Origin of the sequence: Brevibacillus sp. HB1.1 (genome assembly GCF_013332445.1) — a bacterium.
GTDB classification, from domain to species: domain Bacteria; phylum Bacillota; class Bacilli; order Brevibacillales; family Brevibacillaceae; genus Brevibacillus; species Brevibacillus porteri.
Genome location: NZ_JABMIV010000002.1, coordinates 144,394 through 170,359, shown reverse-complemented (window position 1 = coordinate 170,359; position 25,966 = coordinate 144,394). Strand labels below are relative to the sequence as shown.

The window sequence follows — 25,966 nt, the reverse complement described above, 5'->3', positions numbered from 1 at the left end:
AAGCGAGGTATTGCAAAGGGTGAGCGTATGACTATCGACCTTGTGATCACACTGTTTGTTATCGGTTTCGCGGGATCATTTATCTCTGGTCTCGTCGGAATCGGGGGCTCCATCATCAAGTATCCGATGCTTCTGTACATTCCGCCCGCCCTTGGATTCGTTGCTTACACAGCTCACGAAGTATCCGGAATAAGTGCAGTCCAAGTATTTTTTGCCACCCTAGCTGCTGTTTGGACTCTGCGCAAAGATAAGCTTATTCATTACCAGCTCGTTGCGTATATGGGAAGTGCCATTATTGTTGGGAGCTTGCTTGGAGGGTATGGAGGAAAATTTCTTTCGGCAGATGCTATCAATATCGTTTACGCCATCTTGGCCACCATTGCTGTAATCTTGATGTTTCTGCCAAAAAAGCGGATGGACGGACGTGAACAGACCGAGGTTATCTTTCATAAACCAACAGCCGTATTATCCGCTTTGATTGTCGGAGGCGCCTCCGGAATTGTCGGGGCAGCTGGCGCTTTTATTTTGGTTCCCATCATGCTGACCATCCTCAAGATTCCGACAAGAGTTACGATTGCTTCATCTCTTGCCATCACTTTTCTTTCTTCCATCGGTTCGACGATAGGGAAATGGATGGCGGGGGACATATTGCTGTGGCCATCCGTGATCATGGTAATCGCCAGCATCATGGCAGCGCCACTCGGTACGAAGGTCAGCAAACGTTTGGGCACCCGGATTCTCCAGACCATTCTTGCCTTGTTGATCCTAGCTACCACAATTAAGATTTGGGCTGACATCCTTATATCCACACGTGTGTGAAGATTTACTTTTTCCATAAATTATAAAGAAAAATCAATTGTCATTGAACAGCATTGACATATCCGAGTAAAATGATAAGATAAAAAAGAATTTTACGATGAAATTAAATTTCATAGAACATTCTTATCGAGAGTGGTGGAGGGGCTGGCCCGATGAAACCCGGCAACCTTGGTCTGATTGACCTTACGGTGCTAATTCCTGCGGAGTTATTCTGCGAGATGAGAAGGTGGGAACCGTGTAATCGCCCCTCTTCTTTTCGGAGAGGGGTTTTCTATATTTATAATTCTTAGTATTCATATCTTTTTACTATGTGTTATGTGAAGGAGGAAACAACGTGCTTCATTATGCGGTCAAGCGTGGCCTTCTCATGATCGTTACGCTGTGGATCATTGTCACGGTGACGTTTGTGACCATGCACCTGATTCCGGGTGACCCGTTTGCGTCTGACGCCAAAATGCTTCCAGAAGAAGTGGTAAAGAACATGCGGGCGGAGTACAACCTGGATCAGCCAATCACGGTACAGTACCTGCTCTATCTGAAAGGATTGCTGCAATTTGACTTGGGGCCCTCTATCCAGTCCAAGACGAGGGATGTGAACACGCTGATTGCAGAAGGATTTCCCGCATCGGCTGTTCTGGGACTCCAGTCGTTTATTGTCGCGCTAGCAGGTGGAATCACACTGGGAATCGTAGCGGCACTCTATCACAATCGAACGCTGGATTTCTTGTCTATGTTTGCAGCCATCATCGGGATCTCCGTCCCCAGTTTTATTCTGGCGCCACTGTTGATCAAGTACTTGGCGGTCAAATGGGAGCTGTTTCCCGTTGCTGCGTGGGGGAGCTGGGAACACTCGATTCTTCCAACGCTTGCGCTCGCTATCGGTCCGCTCGCCATTATCGCTCGTTTCGTACGAGCCAGCATGCTTGAGGTTTGGCAACAGGAATACATAAGCACAGCGGAGGCGAAAGGGCTTGGCACCTTTTCTATTGTCGTTAGACACGGGATGCGCAATGCCATATTGCCGGTTCTTACCTTTATCGGTCCGCTGTTTGCCAACCTGATGACCGGAACCTTTGTGGTGGAAAAGATTTTTGCCATTCCCGGGCTCGGCAAATACTTCGTGGAAAGTATTTTTAACCGCGATTACCCTGTTATTTTGGGCACCACAGTATTTTACAGCTTTGTCCTCATTTTTACGTTGTACATCATCGACCTGCTGTATCGGGTGATTGACCCGCGCATCAGATTGACGAGTGGAGGGAAGTAGCGTTATGGCCAATCAGGCAACACAACTGGATTCGCTGTTTCGACCAGTAGACCGAACCCGGCTATCCGAGGAATTTCGGGAACGCCCCAGTCTTGGGTATTGGCAGGAGGTATTGCAGCGAGTATTCCGCAACAAGCTGGCAATGCTCGGGTTCTTCCTTCTCTTGGCAGTGGTGACCCTCTCCATCATCGGGCCGATGCTGGTTCCCCACAGCCCGCATGAACAGTCATTGACGAAGGGAAATCTGCCACTGTCGGGCGAGCATTGGTTTGGAACGGATGACTTGGGTCGGGACATGTGGGCACGTACCTGGGTAGGCGGTCAAATCTCTTTATTTATTGGTGTGGCGGCAGCTGCTATCGACCTAGTGATCGGTGTTTGCATCGGCGGGATATCCGGCTACATGGCAGGGAGGAACAAGCTGGGCGACCGTGTGGACAACATCCTGATGCGATTGGCTGAAATTCTGTACAGCATTCCGTATCTCCTGGTGGTAATCCTGCTGATGGTGGTTCTGGAGCCTGGACTCGCAACGATCATTATTGCCCTTTCACTAACCGGCTGGGTCGGCATGGCCCGTCTGGTCAGAGGGCAGATCATGCAGATCAAGCGTCAGGAGTTTGTGCTGGCTGCAGAAAAGCTGGGTACCTCTCATGCCAAAATCATCATGAAACATCTGTTGCCGAATACGATCGGCGTCATCATCGTGAACTTGACCTTTACGATACCACATGCGATTTTCGCCGAATCGTTTCTCAGCTTTCTTGGGCTGGGAGTGCAGGCACCAACCGCCAGCTGGGGAACCATGGCCAACGACGCGCTGGCAGTTATGCTGAGTGGACAGTGGTGGCGGCTGTTTTTTCCGGGATTCATGATTTCCCTTACCATGTTCGCTTGCAACGCGCTCGGGGACGGTTTGCAGGACGCACTGGACCCGCGGATCAGGAAATGAGGAGGAGTACATCGTGAAGCCATTGTTGGAAGTAGATCAGTTGTGCGTCTCCTTTCGCACGTACGGTGGAGAGGTGCAGGCGGTAAGAGGGGTTTCCTTTTCTGTGAAGGAGGGGGAGACGTTGGCAATTGTCGGAGAAAGCGGCTGCGGAAAAAGTGTGACCGCCCGGGCATTGATGGGAATGATTCCTCCGCGATCCGGTCAGGTAAAAGACGGCAGCATTCGGTTTCGCGGGCGTGAACTGACTGGGCTGACGAAGCTGGAATGGCAGCAGGTTCGCGGATCGCAGATCGGTATGATCTTCCAGGACCCGATGACCTCGCTGAATCCAACGATGAAAATCGGCCAGCAGATTGCGGAAGGCCTGATCAAACATCGAAAGCAGACGAAGACAGAAGCAAAGGAAGAGACGCTGAAACTGCTTGTAAGGGTAGGCATTCCGGAGGCGGCGAGGCGATTTGAGCAGTATCCTCACGAGCTAAGCGGAGGCATGCGGCAGCGTGTCGGAATCGCCATGGCGCTGGCCTGCCAACCGCAGTTAGTTATCGCCGACGAACCGACGACTGCGCTCGACGTGACCATTCAGGCACAGATCCTTCGTCTGATGAAAGAGTTACAGGAGCAATTGAACACATCGATCATTTTGATCACCCATGATCTGGGTGTCGTCGCAGAGGTGGCCGACCATGTAGCGGTCATGTACGCAGGCGTAGTGGTGGAAAGCGGCCCGGTGGGAGAGATCTTTGACAACCCACGCCATCCCTACACACAAGGGCTGTTGCAGTCTGTGCCACGTCTCGATGCAGGTAAAAAAGAGCGGCTGATCCCCATCGAAGGGACACCACCGGATCTGTTTCGTCCGCCTGTCGGTTGCCCGTTCGCTGCCCGTTGCCGATTTGCCATGGAAATTTGCCTGGAGCATATGCCACAAGCGAATTCGTTTTTCAATCAGCATGAGGCAAGCTGCTGGCTGAACGACCGGCGTGCCATGAGAACAGAAGCGTGGATGATGGCAGGGAGGGAGACACATGATTGACAACATTGTAGGGGTGGAGAATCTCGCTAAATCGTTTGAGATTGGCGGGGGACAACAGGTAAGAGCTGTTGATCGAGTCTCTTTTGAAATCAGACGAGGGGAGACGCTCGGAATCGTTGGGGAAAGCGGCTGCGGCAAGTCTACGCTGGGCAGGACTATCGTGGGCCTGTACCCAGCTAGTGCGGGGCGCATCCTGTTTCAAGGCAAAGACATCACCAGGATGGATAGACGTGAGCGACGGGAAGCAAACCGCCACATGCAGCTGATCTTCCAAGATCCGCAAGCCTCACTCAATCCGCGTTTACGAGTGGGCGACATTATCGCAGAGGGAATCGACTCCTATGGATTGGCAAAAGGAAAAGAGCGAGAAGAACGCGTCTATCGGCTGCTGGAGCTAGTAGGATTACACCCAAGCCACGCAAAACGCTTTCCGCATGAATTCAGCGGCGGACAGCGGCAGCGAATCGGCATCGCCCGCGCGCTTGCGGTGGAGCCAAGTTTTATCGTGGCAGATGAGTCCATTTCTGCACTGGATGTGTCCATCCAAGCGCAAATCGTCAATCTTTTGGCCGATCTTCAGGCAGAGCGGTCTATCACCTATCTGTTTATCGCCCATGACCTGTCGATGGTGAAGCACATCAGCGACCGGATCGGCGTGATGTACTTGGGACAGATGATGGAGCTTGCACCGAGCGAGCAGTTGTTTGCCACACCGCTACATCCGTACACGCAGGCCTTGATCTCGGCTATGCCGGTTTCCCATCCAGCCCAGCGCGAAGAGCGGGAGCAGATCGTACTGAAGGGAGAACCGCCCAGCCCCATTCATCCGCCAAGTGGTTGCCCGTTTCGCACCAGATGTCCGGTTGCACAAGGTGTTTGTGCCGAAACAGCGCCGGTCTGGAAGGAGGTGAGGCACGGACACTGGATCGCTTGCCATCTTGTACAGTAGATAGAGGAGAACAAGGAGGAAATCATAATGAAAAAGGGATTACTCGCTATTGCCGCATTGCTGGTGCTCGCTGTGCCTGCGCTTTCTGCGTGCGGCAGCAATAAACAGGCTGCGTCTTCCGAACAACAGACGGGAGCAGCCGTCAAACAAGTCATTACCACTAACCTGCGGGGCGAACCGTACACATTAGACCCGGCATTCGCTTCCGATACCACTTCGTACTGGGTGATAGACCATCTGTATGAAGGATTGTACCGTTACAGCGAAAATGGAGACATCAGTGAAGGCGCAGCAGAAGAGGTGGACGTCTCCCCGGACGGAAAAACCTACACATTTACCCTGCGCCCCGAAATGAAATGGTCGAACGGCGATCCGTTAACGGCACATGACTACGAATACTCCTGGAAGCGCGTGCTGAATCCACAGACCGCCGCCTATGAACCATCCGCACTCTACTACATACAAGGCGCGGAGGCATACAACACGGGCAAAGGCAGCGTGGATGACGTTCAGATCAAGGCAAAGGATGACCGAACACTCATCGTCGGACTGAAAGACCCGATCACCTATTTCCCGAAAATCATGATGAGTCGCGCCTATCTGCCGGTGAATAAGAAAGTCGTGGATCCAGACAAAAACTGGGCGGCCGAAGCGAAAGGCATCGTGACCAATGGCCCGTACACCGTAGAGAGCTGGGACCACAACAGTCAGCTGACAATCGCCAAAAGCCAGAGCTATTGGGAGAAAGAAAAGATAACGATGGACACCGTCCACTTCAAGATGGTAAACGAAGCAACCACCTACTACCAGATGTTCAAAACAGGAGCGCTTGATCTGATTGACTCCCTGCCGATCGACGTGATTGAGCAGGAAAAAGAAAAAGAAGAGTACAAATCATTCCCGGACTACAGCATTTATACGTACACGTTCAACGTAGAGGAAAAGCCGTTTACTAATGCGAAAATTCGTCAGGCCTTTTCCTACGCGATCGACCGTGATATTCTGACGAAAAACGTGACCAAGGGAGGCCAGCTCCCGGCGTACGGTTATACGCCATTCGGGGTGAAAACTCCTTCGGGTAAGGACTTCCGAGAAGAAGTGGCCCCTTACTATCAGTTTGATCCAGCCAAGGCGAAGCAACTTCTAGCTGAAGGCTTGAAGGAAGAAGGCTGGACAGAGCTTCCTCCAATTACATTGAAATACAGCACCGCGGAAAACCACAAGAAGATCGCCGAAGCGCTGCAAGAAATGTTCAAACAAAACATGGGCGTCCAAGTGAAGCTGGAAAATCAGGAGTGGAAGACGTACATCGATACGTTCAAGCAGAAAAACTTCCAGATGGCCCGCATGGGTTGGGGCGGCGATTACCTAGATCCGCTCGCGATGCTGGAGCTGTACACAGGGAAAAGCTCCCGCAACTTCACCAACTGGGCGAATCCAAAGTTTGACGAGCTGATCGAAAAAGCGAAGGTCGAACAAAACGAGGAAGTACGCATGAAGCTTTTGCACGACGCTGAAACCATTTTGATGCAGGACATGCCCGTCATCCCGGTTTATTTCAATAACGAAAACTACCTCAACAGCAAAAAGATCGAAGGCATCCGCTTTAGTGTAACCGGGACACCGGACCTGCGCTGGGCGAAAAGAGTCGCGGAGTAACGTAATCTATTAAAACAAGGAGCAGCTTGCCTAATGCAACTGCTCCTTGTTTTATGGACTCAACAATAGCTTTATTACGAAAGTCGTTTCCCAAATGATGAAAGTATCCTAAAATATAGAAGAACGGAGGAGATATGACGACCTATCAAAAGTGAAATCGGCAGATAATTATCAGACTATACTGAACTCTAAGGCGAAGGGGTATAAAACAAATGACAATAACCATGGATTCAAAAGAGTTCATCAATCGCCGTCAAAGACTCGCAGAAAAAATGCCTGATCACAGCGCGGTTGTACTATTTTCAGGGGTTGTCAAGACACGCAGCCATGACGATAAATATCCGTTTACCCCAAACCGCAACTTCTATTATCTAACCGGCATTGCGCGAAGCAACCTCATTCTCATGATCACAAAACGCGCTGGCATCGTGACCGAAACGTTATTTCTTCAGCGCCCAAATGAACGGGAAGCGAAATGGACAGGGGCCGTCTTATCGGATCAAGAGGCGAAGGAGCAGTCTGGTATCGAACACTTCGACTATCTCGATGAGTGGCTAGAGTCATTTGGAACCTTTATGAGGCGCTGCGAAGGCAAGTACTCCCTCTATCTTGACTTGTATCGCTATCTGTGGAGCGATGAGGTGACCCCCGCAGAGACTTTTGCCGAAGACGCGCAAAAGAAATACCGGAACCTGCAGATTCACGATGCGGGACTATGGCTGAAAGAACTGCGCAAGGTGAAGAGTCCGGCTGAGATCGAAGAAATTAGACGGGCGATTGCGATCACAGATGAAGCAATCCGACGCATGTGGTTGCATGCACGTCCTGGAATCATGGAATATGAGCTAGAGGCGCACTATGATTTCGCGTTGAAATCGCATGGTGTTCGCGAGCTACCTTATTTACCCATTATTGCTAGTGGGATCAATGCTACTATCTTGCACTATGAAGCGAATAATCAGCGTTCGGAAGATGGTGACTTGGTTCTCCTCGACCTCGGTGCAACATCGAACTACTATGCGGCTGATATTTCGCGAACGTTTCCCGTGAATGGTAGCTTTACAGAGCGTCAGAAAGCGATCTATCAACTCGTGCTCGAAGCAGAAATCAAGACCATCGAAGCAGTGAAGCCTGGTGTCACACTTCCACAACTAAATGATGTCACGAAACATGTCTTGACAGATGGCCTGCTACGTCTCGGTCTCATCCAAGAGAGCAGTGAGCTGTCCAAATACTATTATCATCCCGTGTCTCATCACCTTGGCCTGGATACGCACGATATCCCGGATTACAATGTTGCTTTGCAACCTGGTATGGTGATCACGATTGAACCAGGTCTGTACATAGAGGAAGAAGCGATTGGCATTCGGATTGAAGATAATGTGTTAGTAACAGAAGACGGCTGCGAGGTGCTCTCATCGCAGATCCCGAAGGAAATCGAAGAAGTGGAATTGTTGATCGGAAAAAGGAATAGGGAACGTTTGGAGCAAATGAGTTCATCCATTACGGTCACTAGCTTCAATTCCGAACTCTCGTAGTTTCCAATTTAAGGTACTTCCCACAATCCCAAGAATCTGTGCAGCCGCACACGCTCACATGCAAATAACCATAGCAATCTCTGTTATGGTTATTTGCATGTGAACATCCTCTTACAAAAACGATTAAAATGATAAAGAAATGTTTCGTGCACCTTCCATAATAAATCATTTGATTGTAAAATAAAGGAAAAATAAGAGGGTGATCCATTATGGGGGGACTGCTAGGGACAATGCACCAGTCGCTGCGGTCAGAAATCGAACAACATCGGCGAGCGCGTGGTTATACTTTGAGCAAACTAGGGGATCTAACTGGAATTAATCCGGGAACATTGAGCGAGATTCTAAATGGAAACCCGCCTCGGGCTATCACCATTGGTCAATTAGACGCACTCGCTGCCGTGTTTGACTACGAGCCTGGCTGGTTGTATGAATTATACCCCGATGAATGTTTATATGAAGGGAAAATCTCGCGCCCCCGATTGATACCTTACTTAATTCGAAGCGCCGAGAGTGGACGAAAGGATTGCATTGAAGCAGTTGCCTCCCAATTGCTGGAGAATCCCAAAAATATCTCCATCCTTTTTACTGTGGCAGAGCAATTATACGAGGATGGGAAACTGGGAAAGGCGGTGCCATTCTATGAGTACGTAATTGAGAACGAGAAAGATAGCTACTCTACCCAGTTTGTGATAAGTCACTACCGGTTATTTCAGGCAATACTCGGGACAAATGCTGATGAAAATGAGAAGGCTGTTATTCGCTTTTCCCCATATCGAAAGCGATTACCAGAAACGGATCAATTAGACGCTTTACTTAATTTGGCTAAGGTTTGTTTCACTTTGCAAAAATGGAGTGAAGCGGAAACTTACGCAGATGAGCTAAGAGTGCTTTCCAAAATTATCTATCAAGATGAGCTGCAAAAACGCAGAAAAAATCGAGAGGCAGAGTTGATAAAAACAGAACGTCCGCTCGTCTACTACTATGGAATGGGTTATTTATATAAAGGCTTGGTCCTACAGATGCAAGGCGGTTATTCCCAATCGAAAGAATATGTACAAACATACGCCGATTTACATTGGTTTGAACTTCTTGACGATGAAGGGAGAAGAATCGTTGAGCGGTTTGCAGTCTTTGCGAAGGCGAATTGTTACACACTGGAAGTATTAATGGGGAATGAAGAAATCATTAAGGAATATACCGACTATCTAGCGGAACAGCCTGCTGAAATACTTCCGGGCCTCGTTACGATTATGGAAGCTGCTAATAAATATCATTTTTGCGTGGATGAAGTTTTATTACGTCTCTCTAAAGATATTGCTAGATTTCATGAACGAACATTGTTGGTTAATATGGTTCAGCACCTCCAATATCGATATCAAAAAGCAAAATATGATTTTACAAAGGGACGCATTGAAAGTGGACTCAATGAAACCCTACACTGTTTAGTTCAATCGGATTTGATGAATCGCCATTATGATGCTCTGCAATGTGTGCAGTTATTTGAAAAATATCGCCATCTTGCCTCGCCATCACAAATTCTCCAATATCAAGCTATTGTAATTGGAGAGAAGAAGGCCGAAGCTACATTTATAAACTAGTTGTAGGATGATGTATCAATAATCACGAAAAAGATGATAAGTAGAGAGGATGAAAAAGAATGAAATATGTATTCCTAGCAGTTCTTCTAACGTTTGGGTTGAGCAGTGGCATCGTTTACGAACCCCAAAAGTCTGGCACACCACACGTTATTAATTATCAGCATGGTGCAGATTTTTAGAAAGAGTTGATAAGACAAACAAAAAACATCCTTTCGATAGGATGTTTTTTTCTATTCAATTTTTTCTTAGTCGGTGAATTCTTGCATATTCATTTATAGTTATTATTGTCATATTTTGTAAATCATAGGAGGTGCTTAACATAAAGGCTACCGCAAGTTCATTAGAAAGGGACGTTCTTGTGCACCCAGGAACATCCCCGAAAAGCAAGAGTAAGATCTGGGGCGCGGGAATAGAAGCAAGTCGCCACCACTTAGATCTAGAAACAAGCATCGAACAACTACGACAGCAAATGATTGAATTGGCAGGAAAACATGGACTTTCAAGTGACGTAGTTTTGGGTGTAAGCCAGCAATTGGACAAATATATTGTAATGGCGCAAAACAACCATAAAGCGGATAGCATCTGGTGAAGGATTCACTATCGGCCTACTAAAAATGACTACAAAAGAGGAACCCTTAAGATAAATGGGTTCTTTTTTACTTTCATTTTTACCGCTGGGTGGATGCTGATTGCTACCGAGGAACCACCGAAGGATGAAAAATCCAGTGCAGTGGTTCTTTTTTTCTCTCGTCTCCCATGCCATCATTATAGATGGGGGCGATGAAGGATGTTCCAGGATTTCAAGCTTGTTGGTGACCGTCCAGTTGCGATACAAGTGAAAGAATACGTCAAACGTTTAATAATCAAAGGCGCGCTCCAGGCGGATCAGAGGCTGCCCTCCACACGAGAAATGAGCAGTTTGCTTAAGGTGAGCCGCAATACAGTCATCGCAGCTTACGAAGGCCTAGAGGACGACGGCTTTACGTATGCGATTCCCGGCCAAGGCAGCTATGTTACCACTATGGTGGGCCATTTGGCTGCGGATAACAGAGGCGCTGACAGTTCCGCCTCTTGGCAGATCGACTGGAAGGCACGAATGAACGAATATGCTGTATCCGCTGCAGAGCTGGACATGATGAAGCAGGGCATTCGCGCCAAAAAAGGAATCATTTCTTTTACAAGCATCGCGCCGGATGAGCAGTTGTTTGATCTGGGGGATGTAAAGAGAGCCTTTATGGATCGAATGGCAATCGAAGGACAGGTGCTGCTCAACTACGGCTATGCCAAGGGTTACAAGCCATTAATTGATTACTTGATGCGTTATATGGAGAATAAGGGCGTCGATGTAAGCGGCAAGGATATGCTGATTACAAGCGGGTTTACAGAAGGTTTTGACATAGTGTTGTCGGCACTGCGCCCTTCTGTTCGCCGTGGGGCAGCCATTTGTGAAAATCCGACCCATCATACTGCGATCAAGAATTTGAAGCTGCAAGGATTTGAGATTACCGGCATTCCGATGGAGAGTGATGGTATAGATGTGGAGCAGCTCGAGGCAGTTTTGCACAAGCAGACAAACAGCTTCGATCTGGCCTATTTGACTCCTTCCTATCACAATCCGACAGGCATAGTCATGTCGCCAGCGAAGCGCAGTACCGTTATGAAATTACTGATGCGCTATCAGATTCCGGTGATCGAGGATGGATTCAATGAAGAGCTGCGCTACTCGGGAGCGCATGTTGCGCCATTAATCGCCACAGCAGGAAAAGGGAACGGAGTCATCTATATTGGTAGTTTCTCCAAGGTACTGTTCCCAGGATTACGAGTGGGCTGGGTGCTTGGAGACAGCGCACTGATCGACAACCTCGAAAGCATTAAGCGTGCACGCACCATTCATACATCTACCATCGATCAATCGATCTTATATCAATATTTGCTGAACGGAAACTTTGATAAATATGTAAAAAAAGCCCGCATGGAATATAAGCGCAAATATGAGCTGACAAAGGCATGCTGTGAAGCACATCTCCCTCTGGCGCAGTTGTCTGGCGATGGGGGCTTGCATTTGTTTCTTACCTTTCCGTCAGGCGTAAATACACGCGAGCTGCTAGAAGCTTGCACAGAACATGGTGTCATTTTTACACCGGGCGACAAATTTTTTATTCAAGAAGGAACAGGGACGAATACGTTGCGGCTTGGTTTTTCACGAGTAACGGAAGAAAATATCGAGCGAGGTATTCAAATAATCGGCAAACAGGCGCATCGCTTTCTTAAGGCATAACGATTACAAACCGCACAACCATTTTGAAGAAAAATGAGGTGTCATCATGAAGATAGGCGTTATTATGGGTGGTATTTCTTCTGAGCGTGAGGTTTCTCTGAAGACTGGCCAAGAGATGATCAATCATTTGGATCGCAGTCGCTATGAGGCAGTTCCCATTGTCGTTACGCAGAGAGCGGATTTAATCACACAGGTTCAGCAGGCAGGCATCGATTTCGCGCTATTGGCGCTACATGGCCAATATGGCGAGGATGGCACGATACAGGGAGCGCTGGAGACACTGGGTATTCCATATACAGGAAGCGGTGTCCTGGCAAGCAGCCTATGTATGAATAAGCAACTGTCCAAAATGCTGCTGAAGGAGGCAGGCATTCAAACGCCTGCAGGGCTTTACTGGAAGGACGTTTATGATCTTCAGGCGGTAGAGCAATTGGGTTACCCGGTGATTGTGAAGCCGAATACGGGAGGATCCAGCATCGGTGTCCAGCTCGTGCATAATGAGAAGGAGCTGCTGTCGGCTGTTCAGGAAGCCAGCCATTTGGATCAGGGGATCTTGATTGAGCCCTATTTGAAAGGGACGGAGATTACCAGCGCGATTCTGGATGGCGAGGTACTACCGATTATCGGCATTCGCTCCGCGCATTCAGAGTGGTTCGACTACCGAGCGAAATATGAGGACGGCGGTGCGGAGGAGAAGGTGATTGAGCTTCCTCCCGTTACCCAGCAGCGTGTGCGCGAGGCGGCGCTTGCTAGCTACCGACTGCTACAGTGTAAGGTCTATGCAAGGGTCGATATGATTTTGTGTCAGGATATGCCTTACGTGCTAGAAGTGAACACCTTACCGGGGATGACCGCCAACAGCCTGTTTCCAAAGAGTGCAGCTGCAGCAGGTATGACCTTTTCGCAGCTGCTGGACCGTATTATTGCGAGCTCGCTCCATGAACGGAAACAGGAATGGGGAGAACAATGCTAGCGGATAGCATCTATACAAGTGTCTAACGGAAGAGAAACCCTACATGTAGTGGGGTTTCTCTTTGTTTTCATTGACTTGAGTAGTGAATGACTACGGAACACTTTACGATACGATCTCCAGTGTTGCGATAAAGGTGTGGCCTGTCTGCTTTAAAAATCAGAGTATCCTCAGGTTCAACGATATAAACTTGTTCATTGACAACAACCTCTAACGTGCCTTCATTTACGAGAATGAATTCCTCAACCCCAGTTGTATGCGGTTCTGCTATATGCTCGCATCCTGGTTCAAGAGTTACTGAAAAGATCTCAAACTGTTGTTCAGGATTATAGGGGACAAGCGGATACACACGATATTGTCCGTTATTTTCAATAATGGGATTTACTTCTTTCTTTTTTACGATCGTAACATTGGGCTTGTATTGACTAACGAGTGAAGAAAAGGATAAGCGCAACCCACTAGCTATTTTCCAAAGGGTTGTGATTGTTGGAGCAGACTTGCCTCTTTCAATTTGTCCTAACATCGTTTTACTAACTCCTGTTAATTCAGAAGTTTTATCCAAGCTCAAGTTTCTTTCTTTCCGAATACGCTTTATGTTCTCTCCGATATTTGTGTGAAATTCTTCCATCAAAATGCCCTCCATAGAGTTTGGACGTTATATTGCACGTATGTACGTTATACTTTACAATCGAGCTCTATATAGTTTGAAGCAGACACTATATAGTCCAAAATATACGAAAAGAGGCGCTATGTCTATGGAGAACACGATTTTATCAGGCGTTCATCAAGCGATTGGTAACACTCCCATGGTCCATCTTTCTAGGCTAACAGAAAAGCTCGCTGGAAATATTTTCGCCAAATTGGAATATGTAAATCCAGGCTTTAGCAAGAAGGATAGAATCGCTTTGCAGATTATTGAAGAGGCTGAGGAGGCTGGAATACTAGAACCGAATGACACCGTTGTGGAATTAACGAGTGGCAATACAGGGACTGGGCTTGCGATTGTTTGCGGAGTCAAAGGGTATAAATTCGTTGCTGTTATGTCAAAAGGAAATTCAATGGAAAGAGCGAGAATGATGCAAGCGCTCGGAGCAGAAGTTGTTTTAGTAGACCAAGCGCCTGGTTCCCCTGTAGGGCAAGTTTCTGGTGAAGACCTTGCTAAAGTGGAAGAAGTAGCGCAGCAAATCACAAAAGAAAGAAATGCGTTTCGTGCTGACCAATTTCATCACATTGGCAATCTTCATGCTCATGAATTTCACACGGGGGAAGAAATTTGGAAACAAACGAATGGAAAAGTAGACGTTTTCCTTGATTTTGCTGGTTCTGGTGGCACTTTTACAGGTTGTGCAAAAACGTTAAAAAAGTATAATCCCAATATTCGTTGTTATTTAGTTGAACCTTACACCGCACCGTTCTACTCTGGTAAAGCTGCTACTAACCTCAATCACAAGATCCAAGGTGGGGGATATTCCATGGATTTACCTCTTCTGGATAAGAACTTCGTTACAGACTACATCCATGTTACAGATGAAGAAGCGACACAAGTTGCTAGAGAACTGGCAAGAAAAGAAGGAATATTCGCAGGATTTTCTTCGGGAGCAAATGTTGCGGCTGCCTTACAGCTTTTGAAAGGGAAGGAAAAAGGGGCCAATATTGTGCTAACGATTAATGATTCAGGTCTCAAATATTTAAGCACAGATCTCTATGAATAACTTCAACCGTCCAATCATGCGAGTTTATGAAGCCAAGTGTCACAACCACCTGGCTTTTTCCTATTCAAATTACACGACGGTGAACGCATGATCATCAGTTGGCATATTGCCTCTTGAATCTCAAGTTACTAGAGGTTTTATAATTGGCTAGGGGGTGTTGTCACGTGCACGGAAAGGCGAGGAACAGATTAGACACCACACAAAATCAACAAACTGATCGAACAATGAAGGACGTGAAGTTCTTCATCGGACAAGTGGCGAAAATGACAGGTTCTTCTGTACCCACTGTTCGTTATTATGACGAGATCGGCCTGCTTTCACCTTCTGAGATAACTTCTGGAGGTCATCGCATGTATACGGCAGAGGAAATCTGGCGGTTAAAACTGATCCTAACCCTTCGCTATTTAAACTTTGGTATTGATGAGATTAAGAGAATGTTAGCTGGGGATATACCTGTTGATATGGCGATAGAATGGCAAATCGAAGCTTTGGACATCCAAATGCGTACGCTTGCCAGCATGAAATCCATTTTGGAACAAACAAAGCAGAGTAAGGGTAACAGTGATTCTTTGAGCTATATGCACGATTTAATTGAATCAATTTCTACAGATGCATTGGAACGAGAAAAGTTTATTTTGGAAAAAATGATTTCGTCCGTTTTTCCTGAACAATTCCCGGTTGAATGGCGAGAGATATTTTTATTAGGGGTTAACGTCTCGTCGTTGCTGGAAGGCAAGCTTTCGGCAGCACAAACGGCTGCATTAGATGAGTTGGAGGAAATGTTTAATGATCCAGAGATTGTCCGGGAGATGAAGCAAGATGTCATGTCCTTCCTAGAAATAGTTCACCTGCCTAAGATCAGTGTGGAGATGTGGAGCGCCAGAATGCTTAAAAACCTTAAACAGTTGTTAAAAGCAGCTGAGCAACATGCAACTCCAGACAGTCCTGTCGTACAGGCGAATGTTCAAGAGTATGTCTTGATGTTTGCAGATGTTGACGAACTCCCTGTCTCGCAGTCATTTTTCCGTCGGTTTGCTGAAAAGATGCTTTCAAGCCAATCAGAAAATCTCGAACGTTTCAGAAGAATTTGCTCAATCCTGTATCCTAGTCTGCAATCCTATATGAAAACAAATGAATTATTCTACCAAGCATTACAGTGGAAACTTCAACAAATGGATAAAGAGTAAAGGTACTCTTTGTTACAGCTTGCGAAGGAGGTGAAATCATCTGTCATCATCGGAAGCTCTTTCAAAAAGAAAAGGGAAGGAGGTGGCATGTTGACATATGAAGAAAAACAAGCGAAAAACGTACAGTGTCTTTTGGCGTGGATTTGTCATTCTATGTATGATCTTGGTGGTTGGTTGCAGCACGCAAACAACTGTGCCAGCCGCGCAGCAGGAGGGTGCTGAACCCAAAACAGGCGGAACGATTACAGTAGCGTACCCCTTTGAACCGGATACGTTAGATGCTCACATGTCTGTTGCATCTGCTGGGGTCTATACCTGGTTGCTCGGTGGATCACTGCTATATAAGGATCCTGCCACAAACGAATACAAGCCCTCTCTTGCTAGTGACTATAAAATTTCTGAGGATGGCAAAACGTGGACCTTCACGATTCGTTCCGGGATTACCTTTCACGATGGGACACCTCTTACTGCAAAAAGTTTTAAGGAAACCTTCGATCGTGCTCTCAATCCGCAGACAAAAGCAAAAACAGCTGCTGAATTAATGGCTCCAATAAAAAGTGTGAAAGCGCCAGACGATCAGACTCTCGTTTTGGAACTACACGAACCCTATGCTGCCTTTCGCGATGCGCTAGGGAATTATTTAACGCAGCCGTTATCGTTGAAAGCGATTGAAAAGGCTGGAGAGAGCTATGGCCGGAATCCTGTGGGAGTAGGGCCTTGGAAGATTGAGAGCTGGAAAACAGGCGAAGGTGTCACCTATGTTAGAAATGAAGCCTTTCAGTGGGGAGAGCCTTACTATGAAAATCAAGGTCCTCCTAGAGCAAACAAACTTATCATAAAAGCAATTGCTGACAGCCAGCTCAGAATGTCAGCGCTAGAGAGTGGTGCTATCGATGTAGCAACGGAAGTACCTGTGAAAGATGCGAATCGTTATCGGAATAATCCGAAATATCAAGTGATGGAATACTTACGTCCTGGAGTGGGTTTAATGTTGGAAATGAATCTGACAAGACCGGAGTTCCAGGATATTCAGGTACGTAAAGCAATTAATATGCTCGTCAATAAAGAAGCCATTGTCCAAGCTGTTACGCAGGGAGAAGGCGAAGTAGCCCATACGGCGTTATCTCCATCTACGCTAGGGTATGACAAATCCTTAGAGAAGTACGGGTACCAATATCATGTGAACGAAGCAAAGAAGCTGTTGGACGAGGCTGGTTGGAAAGTAAACGGAAGTGGTGTGAGAGAAAAGGACGGAAAAACATTTAGTCTGAATTTGCTGAGTACCGCAGATCTAGACAAAGAAGCCCAATTGCTTCAAGCCATGCTGGGAGAAGCGGGTATCAACATGAAGATTCAGAATCTAGAAATAGCAGGGTACATGCAGGAAGTCGTCAAAGGAAATTTTGATGTAACGCTGATATCGGGCGTCTATGATGACCCTGATATTTTATACTTTTATTTTCATTCCAGCGGTCCCTACAACTTATCGGGAGTAAAAGATGACAAGCTGGATGCCCTCCTTTTGAAAGGGCGTACTACCATGCAGACTGATGCCAGAAAGCAAGTGTATATGGATGTACAGAAGCATCTGATTGAGCAAGCGTATGTTGTCCCTATCTATTACGATAAGGCCTTTACTGTCATCAATTCTCGAGTAAAAGGAGTCAAGTGGACATCTGTCATGCCAACATATAATGACAGCTGGATCGAGAACTAACTACATGTCAACAAAGGAGAGAAGCGCATGCCAAATAACGGATGGATTGAGTCTTTTGAAAAATATGCTCAAAAATGGATAACAAAAGGTCAGGTTCCTGGTGTTTCTATGGGAATAGCAAAAGATGGTCAAATCTTCTATAGTAACGGATTTGGCTTTCGTGATGTGGAACGGCAGTTAGGAGTTACAGTCGATACGGTATTTGGAATTGGATCCATCACAAAATCCTTTACTTGTGTGGCGGTCATGCAATTACAAGAAGCTGGTAAGTTATCCGTACATGACCCTGTTGTCAAATACTTGCCGGAGTTTCGACTGAAAAATAATGATGTGGGACAAATCACGATTCATCATTTTATGACGAATACGAGTGGGATTCCTCCCTTGCCAACGTTTTTTGCAAGTGTGATGCGAAGTTTGGAAGAGAATGAGGCAGAAGACTATCCATTTCTGCAAAACGAGACAGATGTTACGGTACCAATCGATACGTACGAAGACCTGATGAGTGTTATCGCTACATTAGATTTAGAGCTTTTAGGGCCACCCGGTACAGAGTTCAGTTATTCCAATGATTGTTTCGCCTTGCTGGGAGCGATCATTGAACGCGTCAGCGGGAAGTCGTATGAGACTTATGTCAAGGAGCATATCATAGATCCAATCGGGATGGAGCACACGAGCTTTTTTCTGGAAGAGCTGAATGGCTATGAGAATATTACAAATCTGTATATCATGCGAGACAGAGGCGATCACAAGGAAGTGGTCCCATCTCCGAATTGGTGGGATACTCCCGCTTCTCGGGCGGCAGGATTTATTAAATCAACGGTGCGGGATATGTTGCGATATACGGACATGTTCTGCAAAGGTGGGCTTACAGCAGGAGAAAATCGTATCCTGACACCTGAGAGTGTACAACTCATGATAACCCCTTACTTTCCGACTGACTTGGTACCTGGTCAATTTTACGGGTACGGCTTGCTCATAACTTCTGACTACTACGGGAAAAAGTTAGTTGAACATAGTGGTGGTATTAAAGGGGTTACGGCTCAAATGTGCTTCTTTCCCGAAACAGGACTGGCCGGAGTGGCACTGTCCAATCTAGAATTGTCGCCGGTTTTGGCGGTAATGGTGGGTGCGCTAAATAGTCTGGAAAACCGCCCTCCTGAAACCTCTCATCTGGTTAGCAAGATTGATTTTTTAACCGAGGAAGCTATGAATCAATTCGTGGGGGATTATCAATCGAGTGAGTTGGGGACATTGCCGATCAGATTAGAAAATGGTCAACTGATGCTCTCCTTTTTGGGAGAAAATTACGTAATGAGACCATTTGCTGAAGATCTCTTTGTAGTACAGGCGTTTGGAACAGATTTCTCGGCACGGTTTATCAGATTGAGAAATCATGAGATTGTTCGAGTGTCTTTTGCTGGAAGACAATTTTATAAAACGAGTGGGGGAAACGAGAAATGACCCAACAAGCCAATGTAAGCGATGCGAGATGCCGCCAGCTTGATGAGCTTTTTTCTACGCTTGCCGAACAAAACAATTGGAGCGGTAACATCTTGATTTTGGAAGAAGGGAAACCTTATTATCAAAATTCCATAGGATTGGCCAATCTAGAAACGGCTGAAAGATTGTCACCAGATTCGGTATTTGAACTCGCATCGGTTTCCAAGGCGTTTACAGCAATGGCAATCATGATCTTGCAAGAGCAAGGGAAGCTCGACTATTCAGATAAAGTTGACGACCTCCTTCCAGATTTTCCTTATGCCGATATGACTGTAGAGAATCTACTCGTACACACATCCGGTTTGCCTGATTACATGGAGTTGTTTTCGCAATATTGGGATAAAACACAAGTGGCTACGAACCAAGACATACTCGATCAGCTAATCAAGCATCGACCCAACGTCTTGTTTCAACCCAATGAAAAGTATGCGTACAGTAATACCGGCTATGCTTTATTAGCATCTATCGTAGAACACGTAGCTGATACACGATTTGCCGATTTCTTGCAGCAACAGATATTTCAACCACTAGGTATGCAGCATACGAAAGTGTACAACCGAAGATATTCGCCTGAGTTGATCCAGCATTACGCGTATGGATACGTGTATTCTGCTCAATCTGAAGCATTTGTGTTACCGGATGATTCCAGTGAGCACGATTTTGTCATTTATCTGGATGGCATTCAGGGAGACGGCGCGGTCAGTTCAACACTGGATGACTTGCGTAAGTGGGACAGAGCTCTCTACACAGAAAAGCTGGTAAAAAAAGAAACGCTAGAGAGAGCGTTTTCCCCCGTTCAGCTTACTGACAATAGTTTATCAAATTATGGTTATGGCTGGCGGCTGCGTGAAAATCAGGTGACAGGAAAAGTTGTGCATCACAGTGGGGGCTGGCCGGGGTATCGAAGCTACTTGATACGATATATTCAAACTGATAAAACGATTATTTATCTCACAAACGTGGATCAGGAACGTGATTTGACAGAAAAGGCTGTAGACGCAATCGAGAATATTTTATTTGAACGACCGTATGACATTCCATAGCCATATAAAAAGAGGAGCCGCCATCGACGGTTCCTCTTTTTTCGTCCTACACAAGCATTTTTTTCACCAACTGTGTCCGGTTGCTGACATCCATTTTGTCAAAGATCGATTTCAAATGTTTTTTCACTGTGACTTCGCTCAAATACAAGCGGGCAGCGATTTCCGCATTCGTCAATCCCTCCAGCACAAGGCTGGCTACTTCCTGTTCTCGTGCCGTCAGCGTACTCATTTCTATCGTTGTGACTATGCCAGGTGATGTCGGTGGAGAAGCATCTGGAGTCGCTTCTTCTTCCAGGCGAAAATCCGCATCCAATCCGGATCGTTTAAGCAGTTTTTGCAAATAAGCGGGAAGATGCTCGCCTTGCGTATCACGGAAAAATACGAGGGTGGGTGTTACTCCGTCATAGTTGGTGTGGGTGGCGAAATCGGCTATATCAAACCCCAAACTTTCGTGGGCAGCTTTGAAAAAAGGAAATGGTGCAGGTGAACACAACAAAAACTCTCCGGAGAACATCAAACCGTGCAACATATGGCCAATAGCTGTATGTTGGGAAACATCCTCGTAATCATCTTGATGAATGGTGTGGATGAACCAGCCAGCCCGTGTGTGTTCCGGCACGCGAAACCGTTCTAGCTCTTTTTTGGATAGAGCAGTGAAATAGGAACGAGAACCGGAATGTTCCATCAGGTAAGGAAGGGTTTTTTCGTTGATGGGAACAACTGCAGCAAGTGCCGAGATCGCTCCGTTATCATTGCGCAAAACGCGAAGCACGTCGTATCCCAGCGAGAATAGACGGTCATGATCAAGCCAATTCAATGGGTACAAGGTTTGCTCCGCTGTCAGGTGAAAATCAAAATGTCGGTTCGTGTGCGGATCAAATAGCTTGATCGTTTTAGGGGAGGGACAGTGCCGCTGATTGCGGATATACTCCAGTAGTTCTTCCCGATGACCAGTGTGGATTGATTCGAACGGTTTGGGTAATGGGTCGAACCAATTTAAAAAGGCTCGGATGAGTGCGTCACCTAAAAAGAAGGTAAGCTCTAAAGCTTCTGGTGTACGGACCGAATGAGCTGACTTGGTGAACTTCTCATAATAGTAGTGAACGGCCCGCTTTTGCAAATCTGCAAAATGAAGCGGAGTCCGTGCCCGCATATCCTGGGCAATAGATTCTCTCATCAAGGAATGAATCGTCCAGCCGCTGTCCACTTTCCGTACAAACGAAAATCGGATCAATTGGAAAAACTCGGACGCGGTGATTTCCCTTTTTAATAAAAAAGACAGATTATCCTGATTAAAGTGTCGCAATACGGCTGCTGCTTCCACGAGAGGACGCAAATGCTCGCCGGGAACTTCGCGCAGCCATTGGCTTACGACAAACGGCAGCGTGTCCATTTCCTCATGAAAAGCCCCGTTTCCTTCCTGATCTTTCGGCTGCAAGGTAAAGGACAGCAATGACAGGGTAAGGGGATGCCCTTTGGAGCGCCGCCACATTTCTTGGATGATAGTCTGTTCAAAAATGTGACAGTAATGCGCATACCGCTCGACAGCATCGTAAGGAAGATGGGATAAAGGGACCCTACTGATGAAGTGCCGCCAACCGGGCGAAAGAAGCCAAGCTTCAGACAGTGGATGCCTCCCTGCGATCACAATCAGGATATTCGCGCTTAATCGTTTGAAAAAATATTCGCGCAACCAATGGTCTAATCCGTCCAAGTTCTCGTAAATGTCGAGAAAGAGGACGAGTCTTTGATCAGCCGCTTTTTCATTCAGCTTCGAAACGCATTCCTCCAACAATTGGGATGGATGCTGCTCTTCTCCCTTATGATAGACATGCAATGCCTGCAAAATATGCAGGCAAAAATCAGAGGGCGTGTGCCAAAATTGCTCGCTGTCTAAAGAGAGAGTAGCTGCTTGCCGCAGATGAGCTTGCCGCTTGAGCTCATCGAGCAAATAGCTTTTTCCTACGCCTGCGGTCCCGAAGAGATTCATGATTTTTTTGGAGCGCCGCTCATCCGCAAGCAACTTCAAAAAATGAAGGACTTCCTCGGTTCGTCCTACCAACAGACGACTTTCCAGCTCTTCAAGGCTATCCTGATAATTCATAGCATCACCTGCTCCATCACAAGGTTTTTCCTTTTTCTTCCTACGATTTTACTACGCTTCTTTTATACTGGGTACTCATATTTATCGCACGGGTATCCTTTTGGATGTATCCTTTCGAGTAATATCGAGCCCCGTATAGTCGGTGTTAGGATGAAACAGGCGAGTCAATACGAAAGGATGGAGGGAACATGTCAAAGCTAAGCCGCATGGGTCACATTTCCTTATATGCGCATGATGTTCGCAGATTGGCCTCTTTTTATGAAACCGCACTTGATCTTGCAGTGGTGAACCATAGCGACGAAACGGCATGCTTGGCGATTGATCCGCAATCGGGCAGGCACGATTTGCTCATCTTAAACAATCCGCATCATGTGCATCTGGCATTTTGGGTAGATACGTTGGATCACTTCAAGGAAGTGTGGAGGAGGCTGACGGATCACGGAATTTTGGCACATGGTCCTTATGTGGAGAGCGAATATGCACGTTTTTCTTTTCTTGATCCGGAAGGCAATCATGTGGAGATCATATGGGCGCATCGAGGAGAAACACCACATGCACAAAGAAGAAAAATCAGCTTCCGGGAGTTAGAGGAATTCGGCGTAAGCCAAGAATGATTCGTCCGTGCAATGGAGACTGACTCGCACAAACTATTTCATTCATTGTGATAAGGGAGAGGAAAAAAGAATGTCAACTTCTACAAACACTTTCCATGCAGGGGGAAATACGCTCGGGATTACGACCATGGCTGTGAATCCGACAACCTTCCAAGCAGCCCCCCAAATGGTTCAGGATCGAATGACGTATCACAAAGCGGTGCTGGAGTCATTCGGAATTACATCCCTGTCTAGTCTGGGGTCGCTCAAGATCCGTGGGACGGTAGTACCTCAGTCGGGATTGACGAAACCAAGCCCAACTCTCGTCAGTGGGAATACCATGATTCAGTCTGCGTACCGAATCGACTCAGCTAAATCTTCATCAAGGTTGCAAATGTTGAGTGGAAAAGCAGAACTGTTGCAAACCATCCCGTTTCCTAAAAAAATGACGGCTACATTAGCGGTACCATCTCCTGCTTCGGCCTTGAATATATCGGTGGACACTGCCTATTGGGCCGCATCGGAAATTTATATCGAGGATGGAACCAATGTTATTTTGAAATATCCGCAGCGCTACTTGATCATCATCGCCGAAAAGTTGACGGTCGGACAAAATGTTACGTTTACATGGGAGCGCCCTTACCGCTATGTTCCAGCCAAACGACAAAAACCAATAACACCGTCTGATGCACCGATGTCTTCGACGCTCTCCGGCATTCCGGGGACACCTGGAACACATGGATTGCCCGGAGACCGTGGATACGACGGCGCTGCTGCTCCTGAACTCGAATTATGGGTACTTAATCTGGCGGGACGTCCTCATTTTGACTTAAAAGGGCAAGATGGCACACAAGGTGGGCCTGGGCAAGACGGTGGAGATGGTGGCAGAGGAGGAAAAGGCAAGCCAGCTGAATTGGATTGGGCAGGTTTCTGCAAAGCCGGAGCGGGAGCTGGTGGAAACGGAGGGCGCGGCGGTGCAGCAGGATACGGAGGTCCGGGAGGCAATGGAGGCGCTGGTGGTCGGTTGACCCTGTACGCGCCACAAACGATCATCCAAAATTATTCGCAAGGCTTTGCGATTACGATTGAGGGAGGCAGCCCGGGGGCAGGAGGAATTCCTGGTAATCCTGGAGCAGGCGGACCGGGTGGTGCGGTGGGTGACACCAAGAATGGAAAATTCGGTACGGCATGCGGTCCAGGGCCAAGAACAGCAGGTCAACCGGGAGAACAGGGTTCATTTGCCGATGCTGGTCGTGTCGGATATGCGGGAGGCCGATTGTCTGAACCTGTCAGCTTTCGAGCCATCGACGCAGATGAATTCAGACGCAAGCTCTTGGAGCCATCGATTAGCCATGTATCTCCGCGCTATGCATTCGCAGCTGATACAGTGACGCTGGAAGGAAGTCGTTATACCAAAACCGATGTCGTGCTGATCGATGGCACGGAAACGAAAACTCAGGTAGTAAGTGATACCATGCTCCATTTTGTCTTGCCTTTCGTGAAAGGGGGCTCCCGCACGCTCCAAGTACGACAATCAGATATGACTCTTTCCAACAAGGCATCCGTCTTCGTGAATCCACGAGTCATTTCAGCCCAACAGGAAAATCAAGTGAAAACACGGGTGAGGCCCGGACAAAAAGTGATCGTGAACGGAAGCGGCTTTTCCGAAGGGACACTTGTCTTGGTAAACAACCAAGAAATGCCCGATGTACGGATGTTAAGCTCGACACAAATGGAATTTACCTTGATTCGACCGGCCGATGTTGCGAGCAATCCAGCGGGTGAACAGGTGACCCTGAAAGTGCGGCTTTCCGATGGGACACCTTCGAATGAAATTCCACTGACCCTAGAAACTTTCCATATGCTCGTGATGGGCGATTCCGTGAGCTGGGGGCAAGGCTTGCAGGAGCATGAGAAGTTTTATTCCATCGTGGGTGCAGCCGTTCAGGCCAGAGAAGGAAATATCAAGCAATATACACAAGTACTCGCTCATTCCGGCGCCATTATTGGAGAGGGTAAGGATGATGTAGTGGCCCCCGTAGACGGCGAGGTACCTAAATCATTCCCAACGATCCTACAGCAATGTGCGTTCTTCAAAGGCGAGGCTGACTTGGTGGATCTGATTCTTTTGGATGGAGGTATGAACGATGTCGATGTTCGGACAGTTCTGAATCCTTTCCATCCAGCCGATTTGGGGAAATTACATTATGACTATTTCTTTGTGAGCATGAAGAAATTGCTGGTCGAGGTGACGAATAAATTTACACAAGCCAAGGTCATCGTTACCGGTTATTATCCACCTGTGTCTGAAAAGAGCGATATGGCTGTGGTAGAAGCACTATTGATCGGCGTAGGGGCCATTGTCGGAGGTGTCGGCGGCGGTGCAGCCGGAGGAATTCTGGGTGCAGCTGAGTTGGAAAAGGTATACAAACGCTGTGCCCAGCTTGAAGCAGAATCAAAGGTCTACTTGCGGAAAGCCATCGATGAGAGAAATGCGGAGCTCGATAAACCGCGTATCTTTTTCGCCGATCCGAATTTTGGTCCGGAGCATGCGGCGCTGACGGATGATCCCTATGTATTCGGCATCAATTTGGACCTGACTCCTCAAGACCTGATCGCAGCCGAGCGCCTCGTCTCCTGCACAGAAGCAGGGTGCACAGGCTTGGATTTCGAGATTTGCAAGCGTGCCTCCATCGGTCATCCCAATCAAAAGGGAGCCCAAGCGTACGCAAACGCAATCTTGCCTCTTCTGTAAGCAGTAGAATCATAGGATGATTGACACAGATACGCTGTCGGAGGAACTGATGTTCCCTGACAGCTTTTTCATGTGCCCAATCCTTCGATAAAAAAAGTTGGATTTCCATGTAGATCCTTTGATATAATGTTGCCGTAGCTGATCATAGATGGTGAGTAATGACGAATTGCTCAATCATCCTGATCTCACCCATAGATATGTTGGGACGGATAACGAGTATCATTGGATGCTTCGAAATTAGCCCACCATCAAACAATTTGCGCATGGCCATGTGTTCATGCTCAGG

General features: G+C 47.2%; 20 protein-coding genes and 1 riboswitch. Of the genes, 18 read left to right on the top strand and 2 right to left on the bottom strand.

Going from position 1 to position 25,966, the window contains the following annotated elements:
- The first annotated feature begins 27 nt into the window (after positions 1–27).
- The 11 genes from HPY27_RS05845 (at position 28) to HPY27_RS05795 (ending at position 13,069) form a co-directional block, all read left to right on the top strand.
- Entirely contained in the window at positions 28–819 is a 792-nt protein-coding gene (locus HPY27_RS05845; RefSeq protein WP_017248507.1) for a sulfite exporter TauE/SafE family protein, read from the top strand.
- A 120-nt stretch (positions 820–939) separates the two neighbouring features.
- Positions 940–1,044: riboswitch (SAM riboswitch) on the top strand.
- Between the two features lie 109 nt (positions 1,045–1,153).
- Positions 1,154–2,086, top strand: coding sequence for an ABC transporter permease (locus HPY27_RS05840; protein WP_083261520.1), 933 nt, complete (start codon positions 1,154–1,156; stop codon positions 2,084–2,086).
- A gap of 4 nt (positions 2,087–2,090) precedes the next feature.
- Entirely contained in the window at positions 2,091–3,038 is a 948-nt protein-coding gene (locus HPY27_RS05835; RefSeq protein ID WP_174224554.1) for an ABC transporter permease, read from the top strand.
- Positions 3,039–3,051: 13 nt separating this feature from the next.
- Positions 3,052–4,074, top strand: coding sequence for an ABC transporter ATP-binding protein (locus HPY27_RS05830; protein WP_174224553.1), 1,023 nt, complete (start codon positions 3,052–3,054; stop codon positions 4,072–4,074).
- A complete protein-coding gene (locus HPY27_RS05825) occupies positions 4,067–5,023 on the top strand; it encodes an ABC transporter ATP-binding protein (RefSeq protein ID WP_174224552.1) in 957 nt (318 codons plus the stop codon). Before HPY27_RS05830 ends, HPY27_RS05825 begins: the two co-directional genes overlap by 8 nt.
- Positions 5,024–5,050: 27 nt before the next feature.
- A complete protein-coding gene (locus HPY27_RS05820) occupies positions 5,051–6,682 on the top strand; it encodes a peptide ABC transporter substrate-binding protein (RefSeq protein WP_174224551.1) in 1,632 nt (543 codons plus the stop codon).
- A 212-nt stretch (positions 6,683–6,894) separates the two neighbouring features.
- The gene (locus HPY27_RS05815) at positions 6,895–8,220 is read left to right on the top strand and encodes an aminopeptidase P family protein (protein ID WP_254612834.1); all 1,326 of its coding nucleotides are present in this window, start codon (positions 6,895–6,897) and stop codon (positions 8,218–8,220) included.
- 209 nt (positions 8,221–8,429) lie between these two features.
- Positions 8,430–9,818 carry a helix-turn-helix domain-containing protein gene (locus HPY27_RS05810; protein WP_174224550.1) on the top strand — a complete coding sequence of 463 codons (1,389 nt, stop codon included), beginning with the start codon at positions 8,430–8,432 and terminating at the stop codon, positions 9,816–9,818.
- A gap of 310 nt (positions 9,819–10,128) precedes the next feature.
- Positions 10,129–10,407 (top strand): aspartyl-phosphate phosphatase Spo0E family protein, encoded by a 279-nt coding sequence (locus HPY27_RS30570; RefSeq protein WP_035291073.1) that lies wholly within the window; start codon positions 10,129–10,131, stop codon positions 10,405–10,407.
- Between the two features lie 198 nt (positions 10,408–10,605).
- Positions 10,606–12,096, top strand: coding sequence for an aminotransferase-like domain-containing protein (locus tag HPY27_RS05800; RefSeq protein WP_174224549.1), 1,491 nt, complete (start codon positions 10,606–10,608; stop codon positions 12,094–12,096).
- 46 nt (positions 12,097–12,142) lie between these two features.
- Entirely contained in the window at positions 12,143–13,069 is a 927-nt protein-coding gene (locus tag HPY27_RS05795) for a D-alanine--D-alanine ligase (protein WP_174224548.1), read from the top strand.
- Between the two features lie 67 nt (positions 13,070–13,136).
- Here HPY27_RS05795 and HPY27_RS05790 read toward each other — a convergent pair whose 3' ends face one another.
- A complete protein-coding gene (locus tag HPY27_RS05790) occupies positions 13,137–13,694 on the bottom strand; it encodes a helix-turn-helix domain-containing protein (RefSeq protein WP_017248517.1) in 558 nt (185 codons plus the stop codon).
- 127 nt (positions 13,695–13,821) lie between these two features.
- On the opposite strand from HPY27_RS05790, the gene HPY27_RS05785 reads away from it, so the two are divergent.
- The 5 genes from HPY27_RS05785 to HPY27_RS05765 all read left to right on the top strand — a co-directional run bounded on the left by HPY27_RS05785 (position 13,822) and on the right by HPY27_RS05765 (position 20,228).
- On the top strand, positions 13,822–14,778 hold the full coding sequence (locus HPY27_RS05785) for a PLP-dependent cysteine synthase family protein (RefSeq protein WP_174224547.1): 957 nt from the start codon (positions 13,822–13,824) through the stop codon (positions 14,776–14,778).
- 164 nt (positions 14,779–14,942) lie between these two features.
- The gene (locus HPY27_RS05780; RefSeq protein WP_017248519.1) at positions 14,943–15,965 is read left to right on the top strand and encodes a MerR family transcriptional regulator; all 1,023 of its coding nucleotides are present in this window, start codon (positions 14,943–14,945) and stop codon (positions 15,963–15,965) included.
- A 97-nt stretch (positions 15,966–16,062) separates the two neighbouring features.
- Positions 16,063–17,682 carry an ABC transporter substrate-binding protein gene (locus tag HPY27_RS05775; RefSeq protein ID WP_174224546.1) on the top strand — a complete coding sequence of 540 codons (1,620 nt, stop codon included), beginning with the start codon at positions 16,063–16,065 and terminating at the stop codon, positions 17,680–17,682.
- Positions 17,683–17,709: 27 nt separating this feature from the next.
- Positions 17,710–19,146, top strand: a complete 1,437-nt coding sequence (locus HPY27_RS05770) for a serine hydrolase domain-containing protein (RefSeq protein WP_017248521.1) — start codon at positions 17,710–17,712, stop codon at positions 19,144–19,146.
- Positions 19,143–20,228, top strand: coding sequence for a serine hydrolase domain-containing protein (locus tag HPY27_RS05765; RefSeq protein ID WP_174224545.1), 1,086 nt, complete (start codon positions 19,143–19,145; stop codon positions 20,226–20,228). Before HPY27_RS05770 ends, HPY27_RS05765 begins: the two co-directional genes overlap by 4 nt.
- Positions 20,229–20,274: 46 nt before the next feature.
- Here HPY27_RS05765 and HPY27_RS05760 read toward each other — a convergent pair whose 3' ends face one another.
- Complete coding sequence (locus tag HPY27_RS05760; RefSeq protein ID WP_174224544.1) at positions 20,275–22,332, bottom strand: LuxR C-terminal-related transcriptional regulator; 2,058 nt, start codon at positions 22,330–22,332, stop codon at positions 20,275–20,277.
- A gap of 188 nt (positions 22,333–22,520) precedes the next feature.
- Here HPY27_RS05760 and HPY27_RS05755 point away from each other — a divergent pair, with 188 nt between their 5' ends.
- A complete protein-coding gene (locus tag HPY27_RS05755) occupies positions 22,521–22,946 on the top strand; it encodes a VOC family protein (RefSeq protein WP_017248525.1) in 426 nt (141 codons plus the stop codon).
- 70 nt (positions 22,947–23,016) lie between these two features.
- Positions 23,017–25,680 (top strand): IPT/TIG domain-containing protein, encoded by a 2,664-nt coding sequence (locus HPY27_RS05750; protein ID WP_174224543.1) that lies wholly within the window; start codon positions 23,017–23,019, stop codon positions 25,678–25,680.
- Positions 25,681–25,966: the final 286 nt, after the last annotated feature.

Bases quoted from the DNA above. Each gene is read 5' to 3' on its own strand.
- HPY27_RS05845 (WP_017248507.1), top strand. From the start codon at position 28: ATGACTATCGACCTTGTGATCACACTGTTTGTTATCGGTTTCGCGGGA.
- HPY27_RS05835 (WP_174224554.1), top strand. From the start codon at position 2,091: ATGGCCAATCAGGCAACACAACTGGATTCGCTGTTTCGACCAGTAGAC.
- HPY27_RS05825 (WP_174224552.1), top strand. From the start codon at position 4,067: ATGATTGACAACATTGTAGGGGTGGAGAATCTCGCTAAATCGTTTGAG.
- HPY27_RS05820 (WP_174224551.1), top strand. From the start codon at position 5,051: ATGAAAAAGGGATTACTCGCTATTGCCGCATTGCTGGTGCTCGCTGTG.
- HPY27_RS05815 (WP_254612834.1), top strand. From the start codon at position 6,895: ATGACAATAACCATGGATTCAAAAGAGTTCATCAATCGCCGTCAAAGA.
- HPY27_RS05810 (WP_174224550.1), top strand. From the start codon at position 8,430: ATGGGGGGACTGCTAGGGACAATGCACCAGTCGCTGCGGTCAGAAATC.
- HPY27_RS05800 (WP_174224549.1), top strand. From the start codon at position 10,606: ATGTTCCAGGATTTCAAGCTTGTTGGTGACCGTCCAGTTGCGATACAA.
- HPY27_RS05795 (WP_174224548.1), top strand. From the start codon at position 12,143: ATGAAGATAGGCGTTATTATGGGTGGTATTTCTTCTGAGCGTGAGGTT.
- HPY27_RS05790 (WP_017248517.1), bottom strand. From the start codon at position 13,694: ATGGAAGAATTTCACACAAATATCGGAGAGAACATAAAGCGTATTCGG.
- HPY27_RS05785 (WP_174224547.1), top strand. From the start codon at position 13,822: ATGGAGAACACGATTTTATCAGGCGTTCATCAAGCGATTGGTAACACT.
- HPY27_RS05775 (WP_174224546.1), top strand. From the start codon at position 16,063: ATGAAGAAAAACAAGCGAAAAACGTACAGTGTCTTTTGGCGTGGATTT.
- HPY27_RS05770 (WP_017248521.1), top strand. From the start codon at position 17,710: ATGCCAAATAACGGATGGATTGAGTCTTTTGAAAAATATGCTCAAAAA.
- HPY27_RS05765 (WP_174224545.1), top strand. From the start codon at position 19,143: ATGACCCAACAAGCCAATGTAAGCGATGCGAGATGCCGCCAGCTTGAT.
- HPY27_RS05760 (WP_174224544.1), bottom strand. From the start codon at position 22,332: ATGAATTATCAGGATAGCCTTGAAGAGCTGGAAAGTCGTCTGTTGGTA.
- HPY27_RS05755 (WP_017248525.1), top strand. From the start codon at position 22,521: ATGTCAAAGCTAAGCCGCATGGGTCACATTTCCTTATATGCGCATGAT.
- HPY27_RS05750 (WP_174224543.1), top strand. From the start codon at position 23,017: ATGTCAACTTCTACAAACACTTTCCATGCAGGGGGAAATACGCTCGGG.